At 43.2% G+C, this 20,413-nt stretch carries 10 protein-coding genes; all 10 read left to right on the top strand.

Annotated features, from left to right (window positions below):
- Window positions 1–108: 108 nt before the first annotated feature.
- The 10 genes from E2R65_RS18145 to E2R65_RS18100 all read left to right on the top strand — a co-directional run bounded on the left by E2R65_RS18145 (window position 109) and on the right by E2R65_RS18100 (window position 20,387).
- The gene (locus E2R65_RS18145; protein ID WP_134337911.1) at window positions 109–2,538 is read left to right on the top strand and encodes an ABC transporter permease; all 2,430 of its coding nucleotides are present in this window, start codon (window positions 109–111) and stop codon (window positions 2,536–2,538) included.
- A gap of 116 nt (window positions 2,539–2,654) precedes the next feature.
- Window positions 2,655–5,051: an ABC transporter permease gene (locus E2R65_RS18140; RefSeq protein WP_134337910.1), complete on the top strand. Its 2,397-nt coding sequence runs from the start codon at window positions 2,655–2,657 to the stop codon at window positions 5,049–5,051.
- A 63-nt stretch (window positions 5,052–5,114) separates the two neighbouring features.
- Window positions 5,115–7,499, top strand: coding sequence for an ABC transporter permease (locus E2R65_RS18135; RefSeq protein ID WP_134337909.1), 2,385 nt, complete (start codon window positions 5,115–5,117; stop codon window positions 7,497–7,499).
- An 18-nt stretch (window positions 7,500–7,517) separates the two neighbouring features.
- The gene (locus E2R65_RS18130) at window positions 7,518–9,887 is read left to right on the top strand and encodes an ABC transporter permease (RefSeq protein WP_229704610.1); all 2,370 of its coding nucleotides are present in this window, start codon (window positions 7,518–7,520) and stop codon (window positions 9,885–9,887) included.
- A gap of 90 nt (window positions 9,888–9,977) precedes the next feature.
- Window positions 9,978–12,431, top strand: a complete 2,454-nt coding sequence (locus E2R65_RS18125) for an ABC transporter permease (protein WP_134337908.1) — start codon at window positions 9,978–9,980, stop codon at window positions 12,429–12,431.
- A 38-nt stretch (window positions 12,432–12,469) separates the two neighbouring features.
- Window positions 12,470–14,875 (top strand): ABC transporter permease, encoded by a 2,406-nt coding sequence (locus E2R65_RS18120; protein ID WP_134337907.1) that lies wholly within the window; start codon window positions 12,470–12,472, stop codon window positions 14,873–14,875.
- 54 nt (window positions 14,876–14,929) lie between these two features.
- Window positions 14,930–17,350 (top strand): ABC transporter permease, encoded by a 2,421-nt coding sequence (locus E2R65_RS18115; protein WP_134337906.1) that lies wholly within the window; start codon window positions 14,930–14,932, stop codon window positions 17,348–17,350.
- Between the two features lie 292 nt (window positions 17,351–17,642).
- Complete coding sequence (locus tag E2R65_RS18110) at window positions 17,643–18,320, top strand: ABC transporter ATP-binding protein (RefSeq protein WP_134337905.1); 678 nt, start codon at window positions 17,643–17,645, stop codon at window positions 18,318–18,320.
- A 13-nt stretch (window positions 18,321–18,333) separates the two neighbouring features.
- Entirely contained in the window at window positions 18,334–19,671 is a 1,338-nt protein-coding gene (locus E2R65_RS18105; protein ID WP_134337904.1) for a TolC family protein, read from the top strand.
- Between the two features lie 113 nt (window positions 19,672–19,784).
- On the top strand, window positions 19,785–20,387 hold the full coding sequence (locus E2R65_RS18100; RefSeq protein WP_134337903.1) for a porin family protein: 603 nt from the start codon (window positions 19,785–19,787) through the stop codon (window positions 20,385–20,387).
- Window positions 20,388–20,413: the final 26 nt, after the last annotated feature.

Below are 20,413 nucleotides of genomic sequence, written 5' to 3'. Positions count from 1 at the left end.
TACACAGGCGTACATAGCGTACGCTTTTTTATTTTATTAAAGTATTGATAATGAATTAGTTGTTGTTTTGGTATGTGTTTTAATCTATGTAAGCAAATATCATTACAAATGTTAAAAAACTACTTTAAAATAGCCTGGAGAAATGTTGTACGCCACAAGGCACACTCTATTATCAATATTTCGGGTTTAAGCGTAGGTGTAGCAGCCTGCCTGCTTATATTTGTTATCCTGCAATTCGAGCGCAGTTTCAACACTTCTTATGCCAATTACAAAAACATCTACCATATTATAACAAAGCAGGTTGCAGATGAAGGGATCTTTTATAATCCCGGCGTATCTGTACCGGCAATTGATGCTTTGCGTACCGATTTTCCGCAATATAAATTTGCGGCATTAAATACAAGTTATGGCAGCCAAATAACCGTGCCGGATAATAGCGGCAATAACGGTACCGCCGATAAGAAATTTACCGAAGGCTTTGGCGTGTTTTTTATAGAGCCGCAGTTTTTTGATATTTTTCATTCTACCTGGTTAGAGGGCGACAAAAAGTTTTTGGCCGAACCCAATATGGTTGTTTTAGATAAAAGAACGGCCACCAAGTACTTTGGCGATTGGAAAAAAGCCACAGGTAAAAACCTTAAAATGGATAACCTGCTATCCCTGCGCGTGGCTGGTGTAGTAGATAATGCCCCGGATAACAGCGATTTTCCTTTAAGGGTAATGGTATCTTACATCACTTTAAAGCAAAATGCAAATACCTATGGTTTCAGGAACGACTGGCATTCCCTGAGCAGCAATCACCAGATCTTTACAGAATTGCCGGCAAATGTAAACCCCGATAATTTTACCAAACAACTGGTAGGTTTTACAAACAAACAAAGCGATTTAAACCAGCAAAAGCAATCGCGCATACACTTGTTGCAGCCGTTAAGCGAATTGCATTTTGATACCAGGGTAGGCAATACCGTCGGCGATCATATCACCAGCAGGGCCACCCTGAACACGCTGACATTTATAGCCGTGCTCATCATCATTATGGCGTCTATCAACTTTATTAATTTATCTACGGCACAATCTGTAGGCAGGTCTAAAGAAGTAGGTATCCGCAAGGTTTTGGGTAGCACGCGTAAACAGCTTATTGCCCAGGTAATAGGCGAAACCACACTGGTAATTATGGTATCGGTATTACTGGCTGTGGCCATAGCAAAAATTGCCTTGCCTTATCTAAAAAATATTGCCAGCGTGCCGGATGAAATTGCTTTATTCAGCACAGGCACGGTTTTGTTTTTAATAGTTATAACCATTGTTGTGATACTATTATCGGGTATTTATCCTGCTTTGGTGGTATCGGGCTTTAAACCTGTGCAGGCATTAAAAAATAAAATTACGGCCGCATCCATCGGCGGCATACCGCTGCGCAGGGCGCTGGTGGTGGCGCAGTTTGCCATTGCACAACTGCTTATTATAGGCACTATAGTGGCCGTAAACCAAATGAACTTTGTGAACGAGGCCGACCTGGGCTTTAATAAAAATGCAGTATTGATCATTCCGGGTTCTGCAGATAGCCTTAGCCTAAGTAAAATGCAGGCGTTTAAGCAACAGCTTCTGCTAAAGCCCGAAGTTAAATCGGTAAGTTTTGCATCAGATGCACCCTCATCAGAAAACAACTGGGGGCAAAACTTTTACTACGACCATTCTGAGAAAGACCCGCAATTTAATGCCTTTCTTAAATACGGCGATGCCGATTATTTTAAAACGTTTGAATTAAGGTTTGCAGCCGGCAAAGGGTACGACCCAAGCGATACCATTCGCCAATTGGTAGTGAATGAAACTTTTATACATAAGCTGGGCATTAAAAAAGCCGGGGATGCCATTGGCAAAGCCGTGCGTATGGGTGCCAGGGGCACCTGGGCGCCTATTACAGGCGTGGTAGAAGATTTTAAGACCAATTCTTTACGTGATGCTGTTAAGCCGATAGTTATATCACCGCTTAAAAAGTTCGAGTCGGTTGCGGCGGTTAAGATTCAAACAAAAAACCTGACCAATACGGTAGCATCCATCCAAAAACTTTGGGAAAGCACTTACCCGGAATATGCTTACAACGGCTATTTTCTGGATGAGAACATTGCGCAGTTTTATAAGCAGGAAAACCAGCTGGCACTGGTTTACAAGATATTTGCCTTTATAGCCATCTTTATATCATGCCTGGGCTTATACGGCCTGGTATCTTTTATGGCAGTACAGCGCACTAAAGAGGTGGGTGTACGTAAAGTATTGGGTGCATCGGTATTTAATATCGTATTGCTGTTCTCTAAGGAATTTATGATCCTGATAGCCATTGCATTTGTGTTAGCAATGCCTGCGGCCTGGTACCTCATGTCGGGCTGGCTGCAAAACTTCGCCTATCGTATCAATTTAACAGCCGGGGTGTTTGTTCTGGCTATAGCGTCATCATTGGCCATAGCCTGTTTAACGGTTGGCTACAAAGCAATCAAAGCGGCGCTGGTTAACCCGGTAAAAAGTTTAAGAAGCGAGTAGCTTTAAAGAACACGCATTAGTTTATTAAAGATTAAACAGAGCTACTTTAGGATTTAGTTTTTAGAGTTAGCTTTTAGAATTTAGTATTTAAAGTTTAGAATTTCACCTTCAGCATTATGATAAAGAATTACTTTAAAATTGCCTGGCGCAACCTTTGGAAAAACAAGGTGTCATCGGCCATAAACATAGTAGGTTTAGCTATTGGTATGGCGGCATGTATTGTAATTATGCTGTTTGTAACCTACGAACGTAGTTTCGACAGTTTCCACGGTAATGATATTGTACGATTGAACGAGGTGCAAAAATTCCCGGGGATGGCCGCCTCACAAAAGGTAGGCTTATCTATGTTCCCGATGGGGCCTGCGTTAAAGGCAGAATACCCCGAGGTAAAAAGCTTTACCCGCATAAAGTGGGACCAGAAATACCAGATGACCTATGGCGAGAAACGTGTATTTGTGCCACAGGTATTTGCCGTTGACCCTGATTTTTTAAAGATATTTACCTTTAAAACACTAAAAGGCGACGCCCAAAGCGCCGTTAATAAACCAAACAGTATAGCCATCACCAAAGAAACTGCCGAAAAGCTGTTTGGCACCGAAGACCCTATTGGTAAAGTGATCAATCATTATGGCGGCGATACTGTAAAGTTTACCGTGACCGCTGTAATGGAAAATGCGCCAAAAAATTCGCAGCTACAGTTTGATGCTATTTATTCGTTACCCGGTATCCAGCAAAAATGGATGGACAGCTGGGGCGGCAACTGGCTTAATACCTATTTAAAATTAGCGCCGGGTACAGATCTGAAAGCTTTTGAAGCCAAGATGCCCGCCTTCCTCAAAAAACACCTTAAGCCAGAATATACTTCCTACTACGAATTATTTTACCTGCCGCTTAAAGATGTGCATGCGGGCGCTACAGATATAGGGCTGGATTATTTGAACTTCCAGAAATTCGATCAAAAGTCAACTAATCTTTTCGCCATTATCGCATTCATCGTGCTGATCATCGCCTGCGTTAACTTCATGAACCTGTCTACCGCGCGCTCGGCAGACAGGGCTAAAGAAGTGGGCATCCGCAAATCTATCGGTGCTAACCGGCCACAGCTGGCGTTTCAGTTTTTAGGCGAAACTATCCTGCTATCGTTACTCGCCCTGGTGCTTGCCTTAATATTGGTAGAATTGGTATTACCTTATGTAAACAACCTTAGCTTGCGCAATATGAGTATGCCTATATTCAGCAAGCCATCCTTTTTAATCCTCATTTTGTTGGGTACGGTGCTGGTGGGGCTTGTTTCGGGCATCTATCCGGCGTTGTTCCTGTCGTCTTTTCAGCCGGTTAAGGTGTTAAAGGGAGCAGTAGAATCCGGTAAAAATAAAGGCATGCTGCGTAATGTGCTGGTGATAGGGCAATTTACCAGCGCTGTGTTTTTGATGATCGCTACCGTGTTTGTAGTAAAGCAGCTAAAATTTATGCAGGAAAAAGACCCCGGCTTTACCCGCGAACAGGTGGTTACCATACCGCTGGACAATATTTCGGGCAAAAAATACGAATTGTTTAAACAGCAGTTATCGGGCAATACTTTAATTGCCGGTGTTACCGCTTCGCAAGATCAGTTGGGCAGCCACCTGGATCAATCGGGTGTAAACTTTAAATATAATAACGATGCCGTAAGGGAGCTTGCTGCCACACAACTTGTTGTAGACCATGATTACCTGTCGGTTTATAACATTAAACTGGCCGCGGGTAAGAATTTTTCGACGGAAAGAACCGCCAACGGGCGCGAATACATCGTGAATGAATCTATGGCTAAGGAGCTTTTGAAAGATCATCAGGGTGCCAGGATAGAAACCTTATTGGGGCAACGCTTTGGTTATGATTCGCTTGGGGTGATTACCGGGATCGTAAAAAACTTTAATTTTAATTCACTGCATTACAAGGTAGAGAATTTGTTTATCGTTAACCAAAGCGAGTGGGGGTTCCGTACGGTATCTGTAAAAATAAAACCCGGCAGTTCGGCACAGGCTATCAACTTTATAAAAACCACCTGGACAGATGTTAATCCCGGTTACCCCTTTGAATATGAGTTTCTTGACGACCATTTTGCCGAAGTGTACCGGGCAGATAACCAGGTGAGTAAAATTGTTGGGATCCTGGCTGGTTTGGCTATCCTGATATCCTGCCTGGGCTTGTTCGGCCTGGCATCCTTCTCTGCCGAAAAACGGATCAAGGAAATTGGTGTGCGCAAGGTATTGGGTGCATCGGTGCAAAACATTGTGCTGTTGTTATCCGGCCATTTTGTTAAACTGGTTGTCATATCAAACATGATAGCCTGGCCGCTGGCCTGGTATGCCATGAACCGCTGGCTGCGCGATTTTGCCTTCCATATAGATATTACCCTGGGCACATTTGTTTTTGTGGCTTTGTTATCTGTTTTTATAGCGCTTATTACCATCAGTTTTCAATCGGTTAAAGCAGCAATTGCTAACCCGGTTAAAAGTTTAAGAAGCGAGTAGGGGTTAGTGACCCGAGATCAGAGTTATTACAGAATTGGATTTAGAATTTTCATCTTTCATATTATGTTAAAAAATCATTTTAAAATAGCCTTACGCAACCTTTGGAGGCACCGGGTATTTTCATTTATTAATATCACCGGCTTATCTGTAGGTATTACGGCCTGCTTTTTTATATCCATGTATGTGGCTTTTGAATTAAGCTACGATAAATTCCACACCAAGGCCGACAGGATCTACAGGGTGGTTACGGATATTAAAACCCCGTCGGAAACCATTAAAACGGATGTTACCTCCTGGGCATTCGCACCTAACCTTAAGTTAGATTTTCCGGAGATACAATCATTTGTGCGGGTTAGCGGCGGCAGTTTTTTGGTTAGAAAAGGCAACGTTAAATTTCAGGAAGATAACACCCTGTTTGCTGATTCGGCTTTTTTTAAAGTGTTTGATTTTAAAATGTTAAAGGGTAACCCCAACACCGCTTTAATTGCACCGGCCAGCGTTATCTTCAGCCAAAAGGCGGCTAAAAAATATTTTGGCAACACTAATCCCATCGGGCAAACGGTGCTGTTATCCGGCGAGGCAATGCCCGCCATGGTTACCGGTATCATTAAAGACATGCCCGAAAATTCGCAGATCAAGGCAGATATGATCTTATCGATGACTACCCTCACCCAAAAATTCAATAAGGGGATTGATGAGCAATGGGGCAATTATGGTGCTACCACTTACTTGTTGTTGAAGCCTGGCGTAAACGCTAAAGTACTGCAATCAAAGTTTCCGGCTTTTATAGAGAAACGTAACGGCGAAGAAAGCCGCAAGCGCCAGATGTCGGCAACCCTGATGTTGGAACCACTCAAAGATATTTACCTGCACTCCAAACGGGGCGGGCAGGAAGTTGGCAGCATCAGCAATGTTTACATTTTTAGTATTGTGGCTGTATTTATCCTGCTTATTGCCTGTATCAACTTCATCAATTTAACTACGGCCCGCTCGGTAGAACGCGCTAAAGAGGTGGGTATCCGTAAAGTAGTTGGCGCCGCTAAAGGCGAGTTGGCCGGCCAGTTCATCGGCGAATCGGTGGTGCTGTGTATCATAGCGTTTTTTGTGACCGTAATACTATCGGTCGTTTTTCTGCCAATGTTTAACCAGTTATCAGGTAAAATCATCAGTCCGGGGATATTTTCAAATGTATCATACGTTGCCATATTGTTTGGCATATCTGTGCTAATCGGTTTATTGGCCGGTATCTATCCGGCATTGGTGCTTTCCTCATTTAAGCCGGTGATGGTGTTAAAGGGCAGGTTCTCCTCGGGCACAAAAGGGAACTTCCTCCGCAAAAGCCTGGTGGTAGCACAATTCAGTATTTCTATTGCGCTCATCATAGGCACCATCATCGTTTATAACCAGATGGATTTTATGCGCAACCGCGACCTGGGATTTACAAAAGATCAGATGCTGGTAATGGATAGCAACGGCGACCCGGCCAAACAGGCTTTTCAGCAGGCCATTAAAGAGATCCCCGGTGTTAAATCAACCGCTTTATCATCAAGCGTGCCCGGTGGCGGTAACAGCGGCGCCTATTCTGAAATTGAGAACAACAAAGGAGATCTGCAGATAGCCAATCTCGACCTATATTTTGTTGATTTTGATTACCTGAACCAGTTTAAAATAAAGATAGTTGCAGGCAGGCCTTTTTCACGGGATTTCATGAGCACCGATACGGCGCAAGCTATGATCCTGAACGAGGAAGCGGTAAAACTATTCGGCTATAGTTCGCCGCAGCAGGCAATTGGTAAACGCTTTAAGCAATGGGGCCGCGAAGGTAAAATAGTAGGGGTGATGAAGGATTTTCACTTCCGCTCTTTACAAGAAAAAATAAAACCGCTAAGTATGCGGGTGGAATTGAACAACCTTAATCTGGTATCGGCAAAGGTGGATGCTAAAAATTTAACGGCAACCTTAGCAGCTATAGAAAGCAAATGGAAGGAACTGATCCCAAACAGGCCATACAGCTATTACTTTTTAGACGAATTTTTTGACAGGCAATACCGCACCGAGCAGCGTTTTGGTAAACTGTTCTTCAACTTTGCCATACTGGCCATCGCTATATCATGCCTTGGTTTGTTAGGCCTGGCCTCCTACAGCACTTATCAGCGCACCCGCGAAATTGGCATCCGCAAGGTATTAGGGGCATCTACACCGGGTATCGTAAATATGCTTTCGTCAGATTTTATGAAACTGGTGGGCATCTCATTTTTGATCGCCTCGCCAATTGCCTGGTATTTTATGCATAAATGGCTGCAAGATTTTGCTTATAGAATTGATATACAATGGTGGGTGTTTGCAGTGGCCGGCGTTTTAGCCATGGTTGTGGCGCTTACCACCATCAGCTTCCAGGCTATCAGGGCTGCCATTGCCAACCCGGTTAAAAGTTTACGAAGCGAGTAAGTACCCTTTAAATTAATTATGATGCTGAAAACCAATTTAAAAATTGCGTGGCGGAACCTTACCCGCAACAAGGTATATAGTATATTAAATGTAATGGGCCTTGCTGTAGGTATGGCCGTTGCTTTGCTGATTGGCCTTTGGGTTAGCTACCAATATGCTTATGACAGGTTTTTGCCCAATTACGGGCAGGCCTACCAGGTAAGGCGCAATTTTAACAGTAACGGCGATACGCTAACCTTTAGCAGTACATCATTAAAACTGGCAGATGCCCTGCGTAGCAACTACCCCGAAATAGCGTACGTTGCAGAAACAGACGGCGGCCGCAGCCATGGTTTAATGGCGGGCAACACCAAATTAAACTTAGATGGTAAACAGGCAGGTGCCGATTTTTTTAAGATCTTTCAATTTCCGTTTGTGCAAGGTAACGCGGATGCCCTGAAAGACCCGTATTCTATTGTACTGACCGAGGCCACGGCCAAGGCGTTGTTTGGTAATAAAAGCGCCATCAACCAAATGGTAAAGGTGGATAATAAGGATAACCTGAAGGTGACCGGCATTATCAAAGATCTCCCTGCCAATTCATCCTTACATTTTAGTTATATTATCCCCTTCAGCTATTTTGAGATTACCGACCCGGGGGTAAAAGAATCGCGCAAACAGAATTTTGGCAGCAACGGATTTGAACTTTTTGCCAAGCTTAAAGATGGCATCAAGTATAGCCAGGTTGCCCCCAAGATCAAAAACCTGGAGCATTATGAGGATAACCTTAATGCCAAAAACTCCGACGTGATCATGCAGCCCATACAGGACTGGCACCTCTATGGCACCTACACCAACGGTAAAGCGCTGGGTGGTTTTATAGAGTATGTCCGCATCTTCAGTATCATTGGTATATTGGTGCTCTTGATCGCCTGTATCAACTTTATAAACCTGACTACAGCCCGGTCGGAAAAGCGCGCCCGCGAGGTAGGCATCCGCAAAGCCATAGGCTCGCAGCGCCAGCAATTGATACTGCAATTTTTAACAGAAAGTGTGCTGGTTACCTTTGTGGCCTTTTTATTTGCCGTTGTAATGGTACAACTGGCCTTGCCATCATTTAATATACTCGCCGGTACATCTGTTACCATACCCTACAGCAGCGCAATTTTTTGGCTGATAACCCTAAGCTGTACATTGCTTACAGCCATATTAGCGGGTAGCAGGCCGGCTTTCTATCTGTCGTCATTTAACCCGGTGCTGGTATTAAAGGGCACAATACAAACAGCCCGGTCTGCCTCTGTATCCCGTAAGGCGTTAGTTGTACTTCAATTTAGTTGTTCTATCGTGCTTATTATCAGTACAGTTATTATTTACCAGCAGATACAACATGCTAAAGACAGGCCGACCGGCTATGCGATAAACAGGCTGGTTACCACCACAACCAACGATGATATCAATGCAAATGCAGTTGCCCTAAAAAATGAGCTGCTGCAAAGCGGCGCCGTGTCATCCATCACTACCTCATCAAGCCCTGCAACCCGGGTAGACTGGCATAGCGATGTGGAAGAGTTTCCGGGTAAAAACCCCGGCGAAACGGTAGAAATGGGTACCATCCTCATCTCAGAAAATTACTTTAAAACCCTGGGCATGCAGCTAAAAGGGGGGCACGACTTTGTGGGGAACGCTAAAGCTGATAGCAACAGCGTAATTTTAAACGAAGCTGCCGTAAAACGCTTAAGACTAACCAACCCTTTGGGCCAAACCATCCGTAAATTTGGCAGGCAAATGCACATTGTGGGTGTTGTGAAAGATGCCCTGATGGATTCGCCATTCCAGGCGGCAGACCCCAGCATGTTTTTCTTTGATGGCGGCAGCAATATCATTTATCGCCTATCGCCTAACATTAATCCGCATGAAGCTATTGAAAAGGTAAGCGCCATTTTTAACAAGTACAGCCCGGCTAACCCGTTTACTTACCGTTTTGTGGATGATGATTACAACCAAAAATTTAACCTGGAACTGTTAGTAGGTAAACTGGCCGGCATATTTGCGGCGCTGGCTATATTTATATCGTGCCTGGGCTTGTTTGGGCTTGCTGCATACGTTGCAGAACAGCGCACCAAAGAGATAGGGGTAAGAAAAGTACTGGGTGCTACGGTAGCCCAGGTTTGGATTTTGCTATCTAAAGACTTTGTTGTACTGGTAGTGTTAAGCTGCCTTATTGCATCGCCCGTTGCTTTTTACTTTTTACAAAACTGGCTTAATCAATACACCTACCGTATTACCATAGGGCCGGGTGTATTTGTAATATCGGCAATAATAGCAGTAACTATAACGCTTTTAACTATTAGTTTTCAGTCCATAAAAGCGGCACTTGCTAATCCCGTAAAAAGTTTAAGAAGCGAATAGGTTTAGGGATCAGACATTAGTTTATTAAAGATCAGACAGAGCTACCTTAGAGTTTAAGATTTAGCTTTTTAGAATTTCATCTTCAAAATTATGATAAAAAATTATTTTAAAATAGGATGGCGTAACATGATGAAGAACAAGTTCTTCTCATTCATCAACATATTTGGTTTGTCGGTAGGTTTAGCATGCTGCATTCTGATAGCGCTGTACCTTAACTATGAAACCAGCTATGATAGCCAGCATAAAAACGCGCCAAACATTTACCAGGTAGTAACTGCATTTATACAAAGCGGCAGCAAGCGCATGGCACTGCCTAACACGCCGGCGCCGATGGCTGCTGCCTTAAAACGGGAGTACCCCGAGATTGTGGAGACAGCAAGGTTACTGAGCTTGTTTACCGAAGATAAAACCATTGTGCAGTACAATCCGGCACAGGGCGAAAGGCGATCATTTCTTGAGCAACGGGGCTTTTTAGCGGATAACTCTTTTTTTAAGATCTTTACCTATCAGTTTACCGAAGGGAGCCCGGTTAATGCACTGGCAAACCCACGCACGGTTGTAATTTCACAGCAACTGGCTAATAAACTGTTTGGCAGCCAGCCGGCGCTTAATAAAGTGATACATGTAAACAGCAACACCAACGGCGAGCAGGATTACACCGTTACCGGCGTATTTGAAGCCGGTAAAACACCATCACACATCGATGCCAACTTTTTCCTGTCGGTTAACGGCGGTAACATGGAAGGCTTTATTAAAAGGCAGCAAAACGATTTTGCCAGCAATAATCTGTTTTTTACCTACTTGCTGCTAAAGCCCGGTACGGATGCAGCCAAATTACAAGCTAAACTGCCGGCCTTTATAAATAAGTATGCCAGTAAGGACCTTAAAAATATAGGTTTCCGTAAAGAGCAATCGCTTTTGGCCCTGCGCGATATACATTTAACCAGCGAGGTAGATAGCAATGTTACCCCGCCTGCCAGCAAAACTTATTTGTATGTGCTGTTCTCGATAGCGGTATTTACACTGATAATTGCCTGTATCAACTTCATGAACCTTTCTACCGCTCGCTCATCTAAACGCTCGTCCGAGGTGGGTGTGCGTAAAGTATTGGGAGCAGAAAAATCAACCCTGATCAAACAATTTTTGGGCGAATCTATTTTGATGACGCTTATTGCATTCGTGTTTGCCATAGCGCTAACGCTGATACTGCTGCCGCTGTTTAACCAGGTATCCGGCAGGGCAATAACACTGTCGTTTTCGAGGGACTTAGTGATGTTTTTTGAATTTTTGCTAATGGCCTTAATTACAGGAATTTTAGCAGGCAGTTACCCGGCATTTTATCTGTCATCGTTTAACCCGGTAAAAGTTTTAAAAGGCAAACTAACCAACTCGCTTGCCGTAGTGGCTGTGCGTAAAGGCCTGGTGGTATTCCAGTTTATCATCTCGGTAGTGCTTATTGTGGCATCGGTGGTTATTGCAAGGCAAATGAATTACATGCGCACGGCTGATCTGGGCTTTGCCAAAGATCAGCAAATTATCGTGCCCCTGCGTACCGGCGCAGCCAAGGCAGCCTACACCGCTTTAAAAACCGTATTGGAGGAGAACAGCAGCATAGCATCTATTGGCGGCTCGGCCTATTATCCGGGTATTTTTAACCCGAGCGATAACCTGGTTTACAAGGATGGGCAAACCTCTGCAGAAGGGCGGCGCACGCGTATGAATTTTGTTGATGATAACTTTTTGCAAACCTTAAATATCCGCCCGGTAGCAGGGCGCTTGTTTAGCCCCGAGTTTCATTCAGATACCAACAATAATATCATCATCAACGAAAAAGCCGTGCAGGAATATGGCTTTGGCACCGCGCAGAATGCCATCAACAAAAAGCTGTACAATAAGTATCAGGACAATACCTCCACCTTTACCATTATTGGGGTGGTGAAAGATTTTCATTACGAAGACCTGCATTTGCCGGTAACCCCTTACGGTTTCTTTTTGAACACATCGGGCTTTAATTACATGGTGATACACGCCAAACCGGGCAACATGGCCGCGGTGCTAAAAACCATTGAAACCAGCTGGAAAAAGTATGATACCAGCGATCCGTTCGATTATAGTTTCCTGGACGAGGACTTTAATAAAAACTACAAGGCAGATACGCGCCTTGCAGCCATTGTAAGCTACTTTACAGTTGTAGCCATAGTGATATCCTGCCTGGGACTGTTTGGTTTGGCTGCCTTTAGTGCCGAGCAGCGCACTAAAGAAATAGGCGTGCGCAAAGTGTTGGGGGCGAGTGTAAAAACCATCGTATCTTTATTATCGATAGATTTTTTAAAGCTTATTGTGGCCTCTATCGTTGTAGCATCGCCCATCGCCTGGTGGCTGATGAATAAATGGCTGCAGGGATTTTCTTACCGTAGGGAAATAGACTGGACGATATTTGCTTTAACAGGGGGCATTGCCATCCTTATTGGGCTGATAACCATTTGTTCGCAGGCATTAAAGGCCGCGCTGGCAAACCCTGTAAAAAGTTTACGTTCAGAATAATAAAGGCATAAAAACAAAATACTCATAAACTACAAAGCATGATCAGGAACTATTTAAAAACGGCGTGGCGCAACCTTGTTCAAAACAAAACTACATCATTCATCAGCATGGCCGGGCTTGCGGTAGGAATATGCAGCTTTTTGCTGCTGGCAACTTACCTTACTAACGAATTGCGGTATGACAGGTTTAATACCAATGCCGGCAGGATCAGCCGTTTAACGTTCAGCTACAAATCTGCCGACGATAAAGAGGTAAATACCACCGCTTTAACGCCTACTGCCCCCGTGCCTGTTTTTAAGCAGCAACTGGCTGATATTGAAGATGGCGTAAGGGTTGTAAACTACTCTAACATGCGTGCTGCCGTTGTGCAGTTTGGCGATAAATTGTTTAAAGAGAAAAAGATGCTGGTAGCAGATGCATCTTTTTTCAAGATCTTTACCTTCAAGTTTCTCTCCGGTAACCCGGCAACGGCGTTGGCTAATTCAACCTCTATCGTACTTACAGCATCAACGGCTGAAAAATACTTTGGTGATGAGGATGCCATGGGTAAGATCTTAAAGGTAGACCAGAAGAACAGTATGATCGTTACCGGCGTGATTGAGGACGTGCCCGAATATTCGCAGATAAAGTTTGATATGATGGGCAGCTACGCTATGATGCCCAGATCATTGAATCTGGCCTGGAGTTCATCAAACGATTATTCTTACATCCTTTTAAAACCTGGCGCAAACAGGGAAGCGGTTGCCAAACAAATGACCGACTATATCAATAAAGACAGGCCTGCATCGGGCGGTAAAATGTGGTTTGGTTTAGAGCCGCTTACCCGTGTGCATTTGTACAGTACCGCAGGTAAGGGTTTAGAGCCGTCGGGTAATATCAAGTACGTTTATATTTTAGGCTTTGTAGCTATCGTATTGTTGGTGCTGGCCTGCGTAAATTTCTTAAACCTGGTTACGGCGCGCTCGGCAGAACGTGCCAAAGAGATTGGCGTACGTAAAGTAATGGGGGCTATGCGCGGCCAGTTATTTGTGCAATTTATTGCAGAGGCGGGGATAATTACCTTGTTTTCGTTAATAGCGGGGGTATTGTTGTTATCGGCATTGTTACCGGTATTCAGCAACTTTACGGGGCAGCAGCTCTCCCTGCAAACCTGGAACCCCGAATGGCTGATTTTGGCATTGGTTACCCTGTTTGTTGTGGTTACGCTGTTAGCCGGTACTTATCCGTCGTTATACCTGTCGGCCTTTAAACCGATTGTAACCCTAAAGGGTGGGTCATCCATGCAGGCGGGCGGTAATATGTTAAGAAAATCGTTGGTGGTGTTTCAGTTTGTGGTATCGGTATTCTTTATTATCAGTACCATCATTGCCGGTAACCAGTTGCGTTACATCCAAAGTTTAAATACAGGTATCAACCGGGATCAGGTTTTGGTGTTGGATCTGGGTGGTATGGGATACAATCAAATAGAGTCATTTAAGGGCGAAATAGGGCAGCAAACAGGCGTTTTAGGGTCTACGGCAAGCTACGATTCGCCGGTTAATGTGGGCGGTGGTTACTCCATTAATACCGCCGAAGGTAAAAATGCCGATTTTAACCTTTCGGTAACGGCCATCCCTGTGGAGAAAAGCTTTACCAAAACGCTGGGCATCAAATTGATAGCCGGCAACGACCTGGACCTTGGCGACGAGCAGCAGGTGATGGATACCAGCGCTGACAAAAGGCGCTACAGCTTCATCCTGAACGAGGCCGCCGTAAAGGGAATGGGGTGGAAGCCAGAGCAGGCTATTGGCAAAAAAATAGGCTTAAACGGCCGTATGGGAACTATTAAGGCCGTGGCAAAGGATTTTAACTTTGCATCCCTGCACGAAGAAATCACACCTATAGTGATGTTTCCGGAATATGATTGGTTTGGCAAGCTGCTGGTTAAAACATCGGGTAAAAATACAGCTAATACCATAGCCGCTATCGCCTCTAAATGGCATAAATTTTACCCTAATTCGCCCTTCGAATACCATTTTCTTGACCAGGAGTTTGATGCCATGTATAAAACCGACCAGCGTACGGGGGGCATACTTACTGCATTTACCGTAGTAACTATATTGATATCTTGCCTGGGCTTATTTGGTTTGGCAGTGTTCTCTACCCGCCAGCGTATCAAAGAAATAGGGATCCGCAAGGTACTGGGTGCGGGCGTGGCAAGCATTGCAGGCCTCATATCCTTTGATTTTATTAAGCTGGTGCTGATAGCCATTGTGATATCATCCCCGTTGGCCTGGTTTGCCATGAATAAATGGCTGCAGGATTTTGCATTCCGCGTAAGCATACAATGGTGGGTTTTTGTGCTTGCCGGCGGTATGGCCGCGCTGATCGCATTTTTAACCGTTGGTTACCAGTCTATTAAGGCGGCGCTATCCAACCCGGTTAAAAGCTTGCGCAGCGAATAACGGCAATTACATCATATTTAAGATTCAGTTATCAGAATTTAGAGTTAATAAATCATGCTTAAAACCAACCTTAAAATTGCCTGGCGTAGCTTGTTAAAACACAAAGCATACTCATTAATAAATATTATTGGGCTAAGTGTGGGGCTAACCGCCTGCCTTATTGTAGCCACTGTGGTAATTGATGAATTATCCTACGATAAGCAATGGGCTAAGGCTGATAATATTTATCGTATTTTATCTGCATACAAGGAAGTTAAGGGTGAAGAATTGATGCCCGCAGCTTTCTCGGGACTTGGGCCTTCACTAAAAAAAGACCTTCCCGAGGTGCAAAATTACTGCCGGATGGATGTAGTTAAAAACCGCTTGCGTTTTGATGAAAGTAAAGATGCTGTAAGTTTTAATATGTTACGTGCCGAAGCTACGGTTTGGAATATACTTGATTTTAAGATAGTACAAGGCAATCCACGTAGATTTGTAAAGGGATATACCAACCTGATAATTACAAAAAAAACGCAGCAGCAATACTTTAAAGGCAAAGATGTAATTGGTACGATAGTTACTACGCTACCAGATTTTGGCGAACCACAAAAATATTTGATAACAGGCGTTGTAGATAATTTGCCACAGAACACCCATTTGCGGGCAGATGTGATGGCGCTATCTGAATACAGGGCAATTGATAACAAAGTACCGATAACAGGTGAGAGCTATACCTTTCAGTCGCAGTATGTTTTACTTAAACCCGGTACAGATGTTAAGGCTTTTACGCAAAAGGTAAATAATTGGTATAAACAACAATTAAACGGAAGGAAAGTAGATTATCTGTTTACGTTCCAACCTATAAAAGATGTGTATTTAAAATCGGATTTTGCGGCTGTGCAAGATGTACATGGCAGCATGCGCAACGTTTACATATTTGCCGGTGTTGCTGCCTTACTATTGCTGATTGCCTGTATCAATTTTATTAATTTAACAATATCCCGGATATTTAACCGCGCCAAAGAAACAGGCGTGCGCAAGGTTTTAGGTGCCGGTAACAGCCAGTTAATTATACGTTTCCTTTCAGAGTCGGTACTGTTTTTTGCAATATCTTTTTCGCTGGCTATCATACTTTATCCCTTTTTATTAAAACCTGTTGAAACCTATCTGGATCATAAGTTAGTTGTTAATTTATATAGCTCTGTTTTTTTACTGGTAACAATAATTGGGGTATTGCTCATCAGTATAGCAACGGGGCTTTATCCGGCCTGGTATCTATCACGCCCAAAACCCGCGGTTATTTTGCGGGATAAAATAGCATCAGACGTGGGGCTTAATTTTTTGAAAAAAGCTTTAGTAGTTGGCCAGTTTGCGATATCTGTAACTATTATTATAATAACGCTGGTAGTGCATAATCAGCTTAATTTCATGAGCCATAAAGATCTGGGGTTTGATAAAAACAATTTGGTTAATATTGATTTTAGCGATTGGGGCAAAAGCGGGCAGTCATTTAAAACGGAGTTGATGCGGATGCCGGGCGTTGCAGGGGCAAGTATAACTAATTGGTACCCATCTTCCGGATCGGGCAATATGTCGAGAACCGTAAAGGTGGGTAATGAAAAACTGACCTTGCACTTTATACAGGCCGATGCCGATTTGCCGGGTGTATTAAAACTTAAAGTAAATTCGGGCCGCATCTTTAACCCTAACGTTAGTACTGATGCTATAGATCAGGACACATTAATGGGAGGAGGGGCCACAGCTAAAACAAAGGCTTTGATACAAAACCAACCCATGCTGGTAACGGCTTACACCGCTAAACTGCTTAACCTGAAGGTAAATCAAAGCAATGTTAAGTTTGAAGGTACTACCGTAGGTATAGTAAAAGATTTCTACAGCGAATCGCTCCATAACAAAATTAAGCCTACGGTGCTGCAAGCGTTGTCTAACCCACGATACGGCGCTATGCTGATCAGGGTTATCCCCGGCACCGAAAGGGCTGTATTGACAGGTTTAAACAGGTTGTACAAGCAATACTATCCGGATAATAAACCATTTGAATATAATTGGGTAAACGAACTGGTAGATAAGCAATATAAAGCAGAAGCTAAATTACAGCAATTGTTTACTTGCTTTAGCCTGCTGATAGTTTTTTTGGCCTGCCTGGGTTTATTTGGCCTGGTAAGTTTTACGGCAGAACAACGCGTAAAAGAAATTGGCATCCGCAAGGTACTGGGGGCTAATGTAAGCGATATTGTTGCACTGATATCAAAAGATTATTTGTGGCTGGTTATGATAGCTTTTATAATAGCCACACCAGTTGCCTGGTATTTTATGGATAAATGGCTGCAAAATTATGCTTACCGAACCCATATACAATGGTGGCTATTTGGTATAGCCGGCGCTGCAGCCGTGCTTATCTCCTTTTTTACCATTAGCCTGCAATCTGTAAAGGCGGCTTTAGCCAACCCGGTAAAAAGTTTAAGAAGCGAATAGTATCAGCATCAGAGATTGGTGATTAGAGGTTAGAATCGAATATTCTGACCTCTAATTGTATATATGCCTTTCTGATCTCTTATCGCTAATCACCAATCTCCATCTCTCTAACAACTGTATCATTACCGAACGCACGCTGTACATAAGCGTACAGTTTTTACTTTTAAATTAATTATAAATATCTGATACGTAGTAACTTATAAGTTTGGTATATTATTCATACTTCAATACCAAAATCAGTTTAAGAAATTGCAAAAAAATAAACAGTAATTCATTAACCTAACAATTAAACATGTTATCACTTCAGCATATTTCTAAGTATTACCAGGTAGGCGGGAACAAAAACTTTGTTGTAAACGATATTAGCCTCGATGTAGACGAGGGTGAATTTGTTTCGATCATGGGGCCGTCCGGGTCGGGCAAATCAACATTACTAAATATCATCGGGATGCTTGATGAACCGAACGACGGTTACCACTATTTTGTTAATCAGCCCGTTCATCAGCTTAAAGAAAAACAACGTGCCGCTTTGTACAAGCAGTATATCGGTTTTGTTTTTCAGGCTTACCATTTGATAGACGAACTTACCGTTTACGAAAACATCGAAACACCACTCATCTACCAGGATGTAAAGGGTTCTGAGCGTAAGGCGATGGTAGCCGATATGCTGGATCGTTTCCAGATCGTAGGTAAAAAGGATTTATTTCCGGCGCAGCTATCGGGCGGCCAGCAGCAACTGGTAGGAATAGCCCGTGCGCTTATTGCCAAACCAAAACTATTACTGGCTGATGAACCTACAGGTAACCTTAATTCTAAACAAGGGGAGGAGATCATGGAGCTTTTTCGTAAGCTGAACAAAGAAGACGGTGTTACCATCATCCAGGTAACGCACTCTGAAAAAAACGCGGAGTATGGTTCGCGGATTATTAACCTGTTGGATGGAAGGGTAGAATCTTCGAGGAAATTCTGAACAATAACACAAAATGCGATACTTTAAATTTATACTTTTTAGCTTAATAACCCTTGCGCCGGTTTTGGCACACAGCCAGGCTGTTGATAGCGTACTTAACCTGCAGCAATGTATTGATATAGCTGTAAAAAATAATCTCGACGTAAGAAAAAGCGAGTTGCTGTTACAAACTGCTAAGGTTGATAAAAACCAGGCAAAAGAAAACCTGCTGCCCTCTATCAACGGGCAGATTGACCACGGTATCAGCAACGGGCGTAGCCTTAACCAGGTAGATTATACCTACGTTAACGCTTCAACTAAATTTGCCAGCTACAGTGCCAGCGCCGATCTTACCTTATTTAGCGGCCTGCAAAACCTGAACAGGATAAAACAAACATCCCTGGCCTATAAAGCGGGCGAGATGGACCTGCAGCAAGCAAAGGACCTGGTAACCATTAACACCATTACGGCTTATTTACAGGTGCTTAATAATACCGAATCACTGTCGCAGGTGTTAAACCAGCTGCAGGTTTCAAAACAACAGGTAGACAGGCTGAACATACTGGAAAAACAAGGTGCCAATAAACAACCAAATGACCTGACAGATCTTAAAGGCATTTATGCCGATAACCAGGTAAGTTATGTGAATGCAAAAGCTACGCTGCAAACATCTAAACTGAACTTATTACAGATATTGAATATCCCTTACCGGCCGGAAATAAGGTTTGAAAAAATTGTGGGGAACGAGATCTTACCGCAAAACGGTACGTCAGACCAGATCTATCAAACAGCACTGCAACAACTGGCTTATGTTAAGGCAGCAACACTACGCCGCCAAAGCGCAGAAAAAGGCGTATCGGCAGCTAAGGGTGCTTTATCGCCAACGCTATCGCTGTTTGGCGGTTTAAATACCAATTATTCAAGCGCAGCACAGGTAAATAGTGCAACCATACCTTACTGGGATCAGTTTAAAAACAACTTTTACAACCAGTTTGGTGTAACCGTCAGGATCCCGATCTTAAACTATTTCCAAAACCGCAATAAGGTAACCTTAGCCAAAATAGATCTTCAGAACTATAAATATGTTGAAGAAAATACCCGGATCCAGCTGCGCCAGAATGTAGAACAGGCTTATCTAAACATGAGCAATGCGCTTGAACGTTACGCTGCCTTACAAGACCAGGTTAAAGCTTATGCCGAATCTTTCAGGATTGCCGAGATCCGTTTCAATGCCGGTGTTTTAACTTCTGTAGACTTTGTATTGGCTAAAAACTATATGGACAGGGCAAACCTAAACCTTATCAACGCCCGTTACGATTGCTTTATCTACAACAAAATATTAGATTATTACCAGGGCCGCTTATCACTCTAAATTGCTATGCATTTGTAATGCCCAAATATCCGGCGCCATAAACAGGGCAGCTGGATATTTGCTTTTAAAACAAATGTTAACTTAGCACGTTTAAAGGTAAAAATCATTAAACCATGAAAAAACTAATACTTGCGTTTGGCTTATTTATAGCCGCAGCTACAGCAACCCAGGCACAAATACTCCCCAAAGTGCAATTTGGTGTTAAGGGAGGTGTAAATTTATCAAGCTTATCAAACTCAAACGGTACTTTCAGCAGCGATAACCGTGCGGGTTATCTGGGTGGTTTTTGGGCCAGATTTGGCGCTTTAGGTTTTAATTTCCAGCCGGAGTTGTATATCACCAGCAAAAATGTTGATATCAATAACAGCAACGTAAAAATTGGTTCTGCAAAATTCACAAGTATTGATGTACCCTTGCTTTTAGGTGGTAAAATTGGTGCATTTGGTTTAGGCGGCAGGTTTTATGCCGGCCCGCTATTATCATTTGCCATTAATAAAGATAATAACTTTGGTACGGCGGTTGCAAGCGCTTCCCGTTTTGATTACAAAGATTCGAATTTTGCTATTACGGCAGGTGCCGGCGTAGATATCCGTAAATTTTCAATTGATTTACGTTATGAGGCAGGCTTATCTAAACAGAATTATTATGACGGCTCTACAAATTACAAAACCCGCGTAAGCTTATTTAACCTGAGTTTAGGTTACGCTTTTTTATAATAGCTAAACATTAAAACAACAAGGCC

Origin of the sequence: Mucilaginibacter phyllosphaerae (assembly GCF_004378255.1) — a bacterium.
Lineage (GTDB): Bacteria > Bacteroidota > Bacteroidia > Sphingobacteriales > Sphingobacteriaceae > Mucilaginibacter > Mucilaginibacter phyllosphaerae.
The sequence above is the reverse complement of the archived record's forward strand: the minus strand, read 5'-3'. Positions and strand labels throughout refer to the sequence as shown.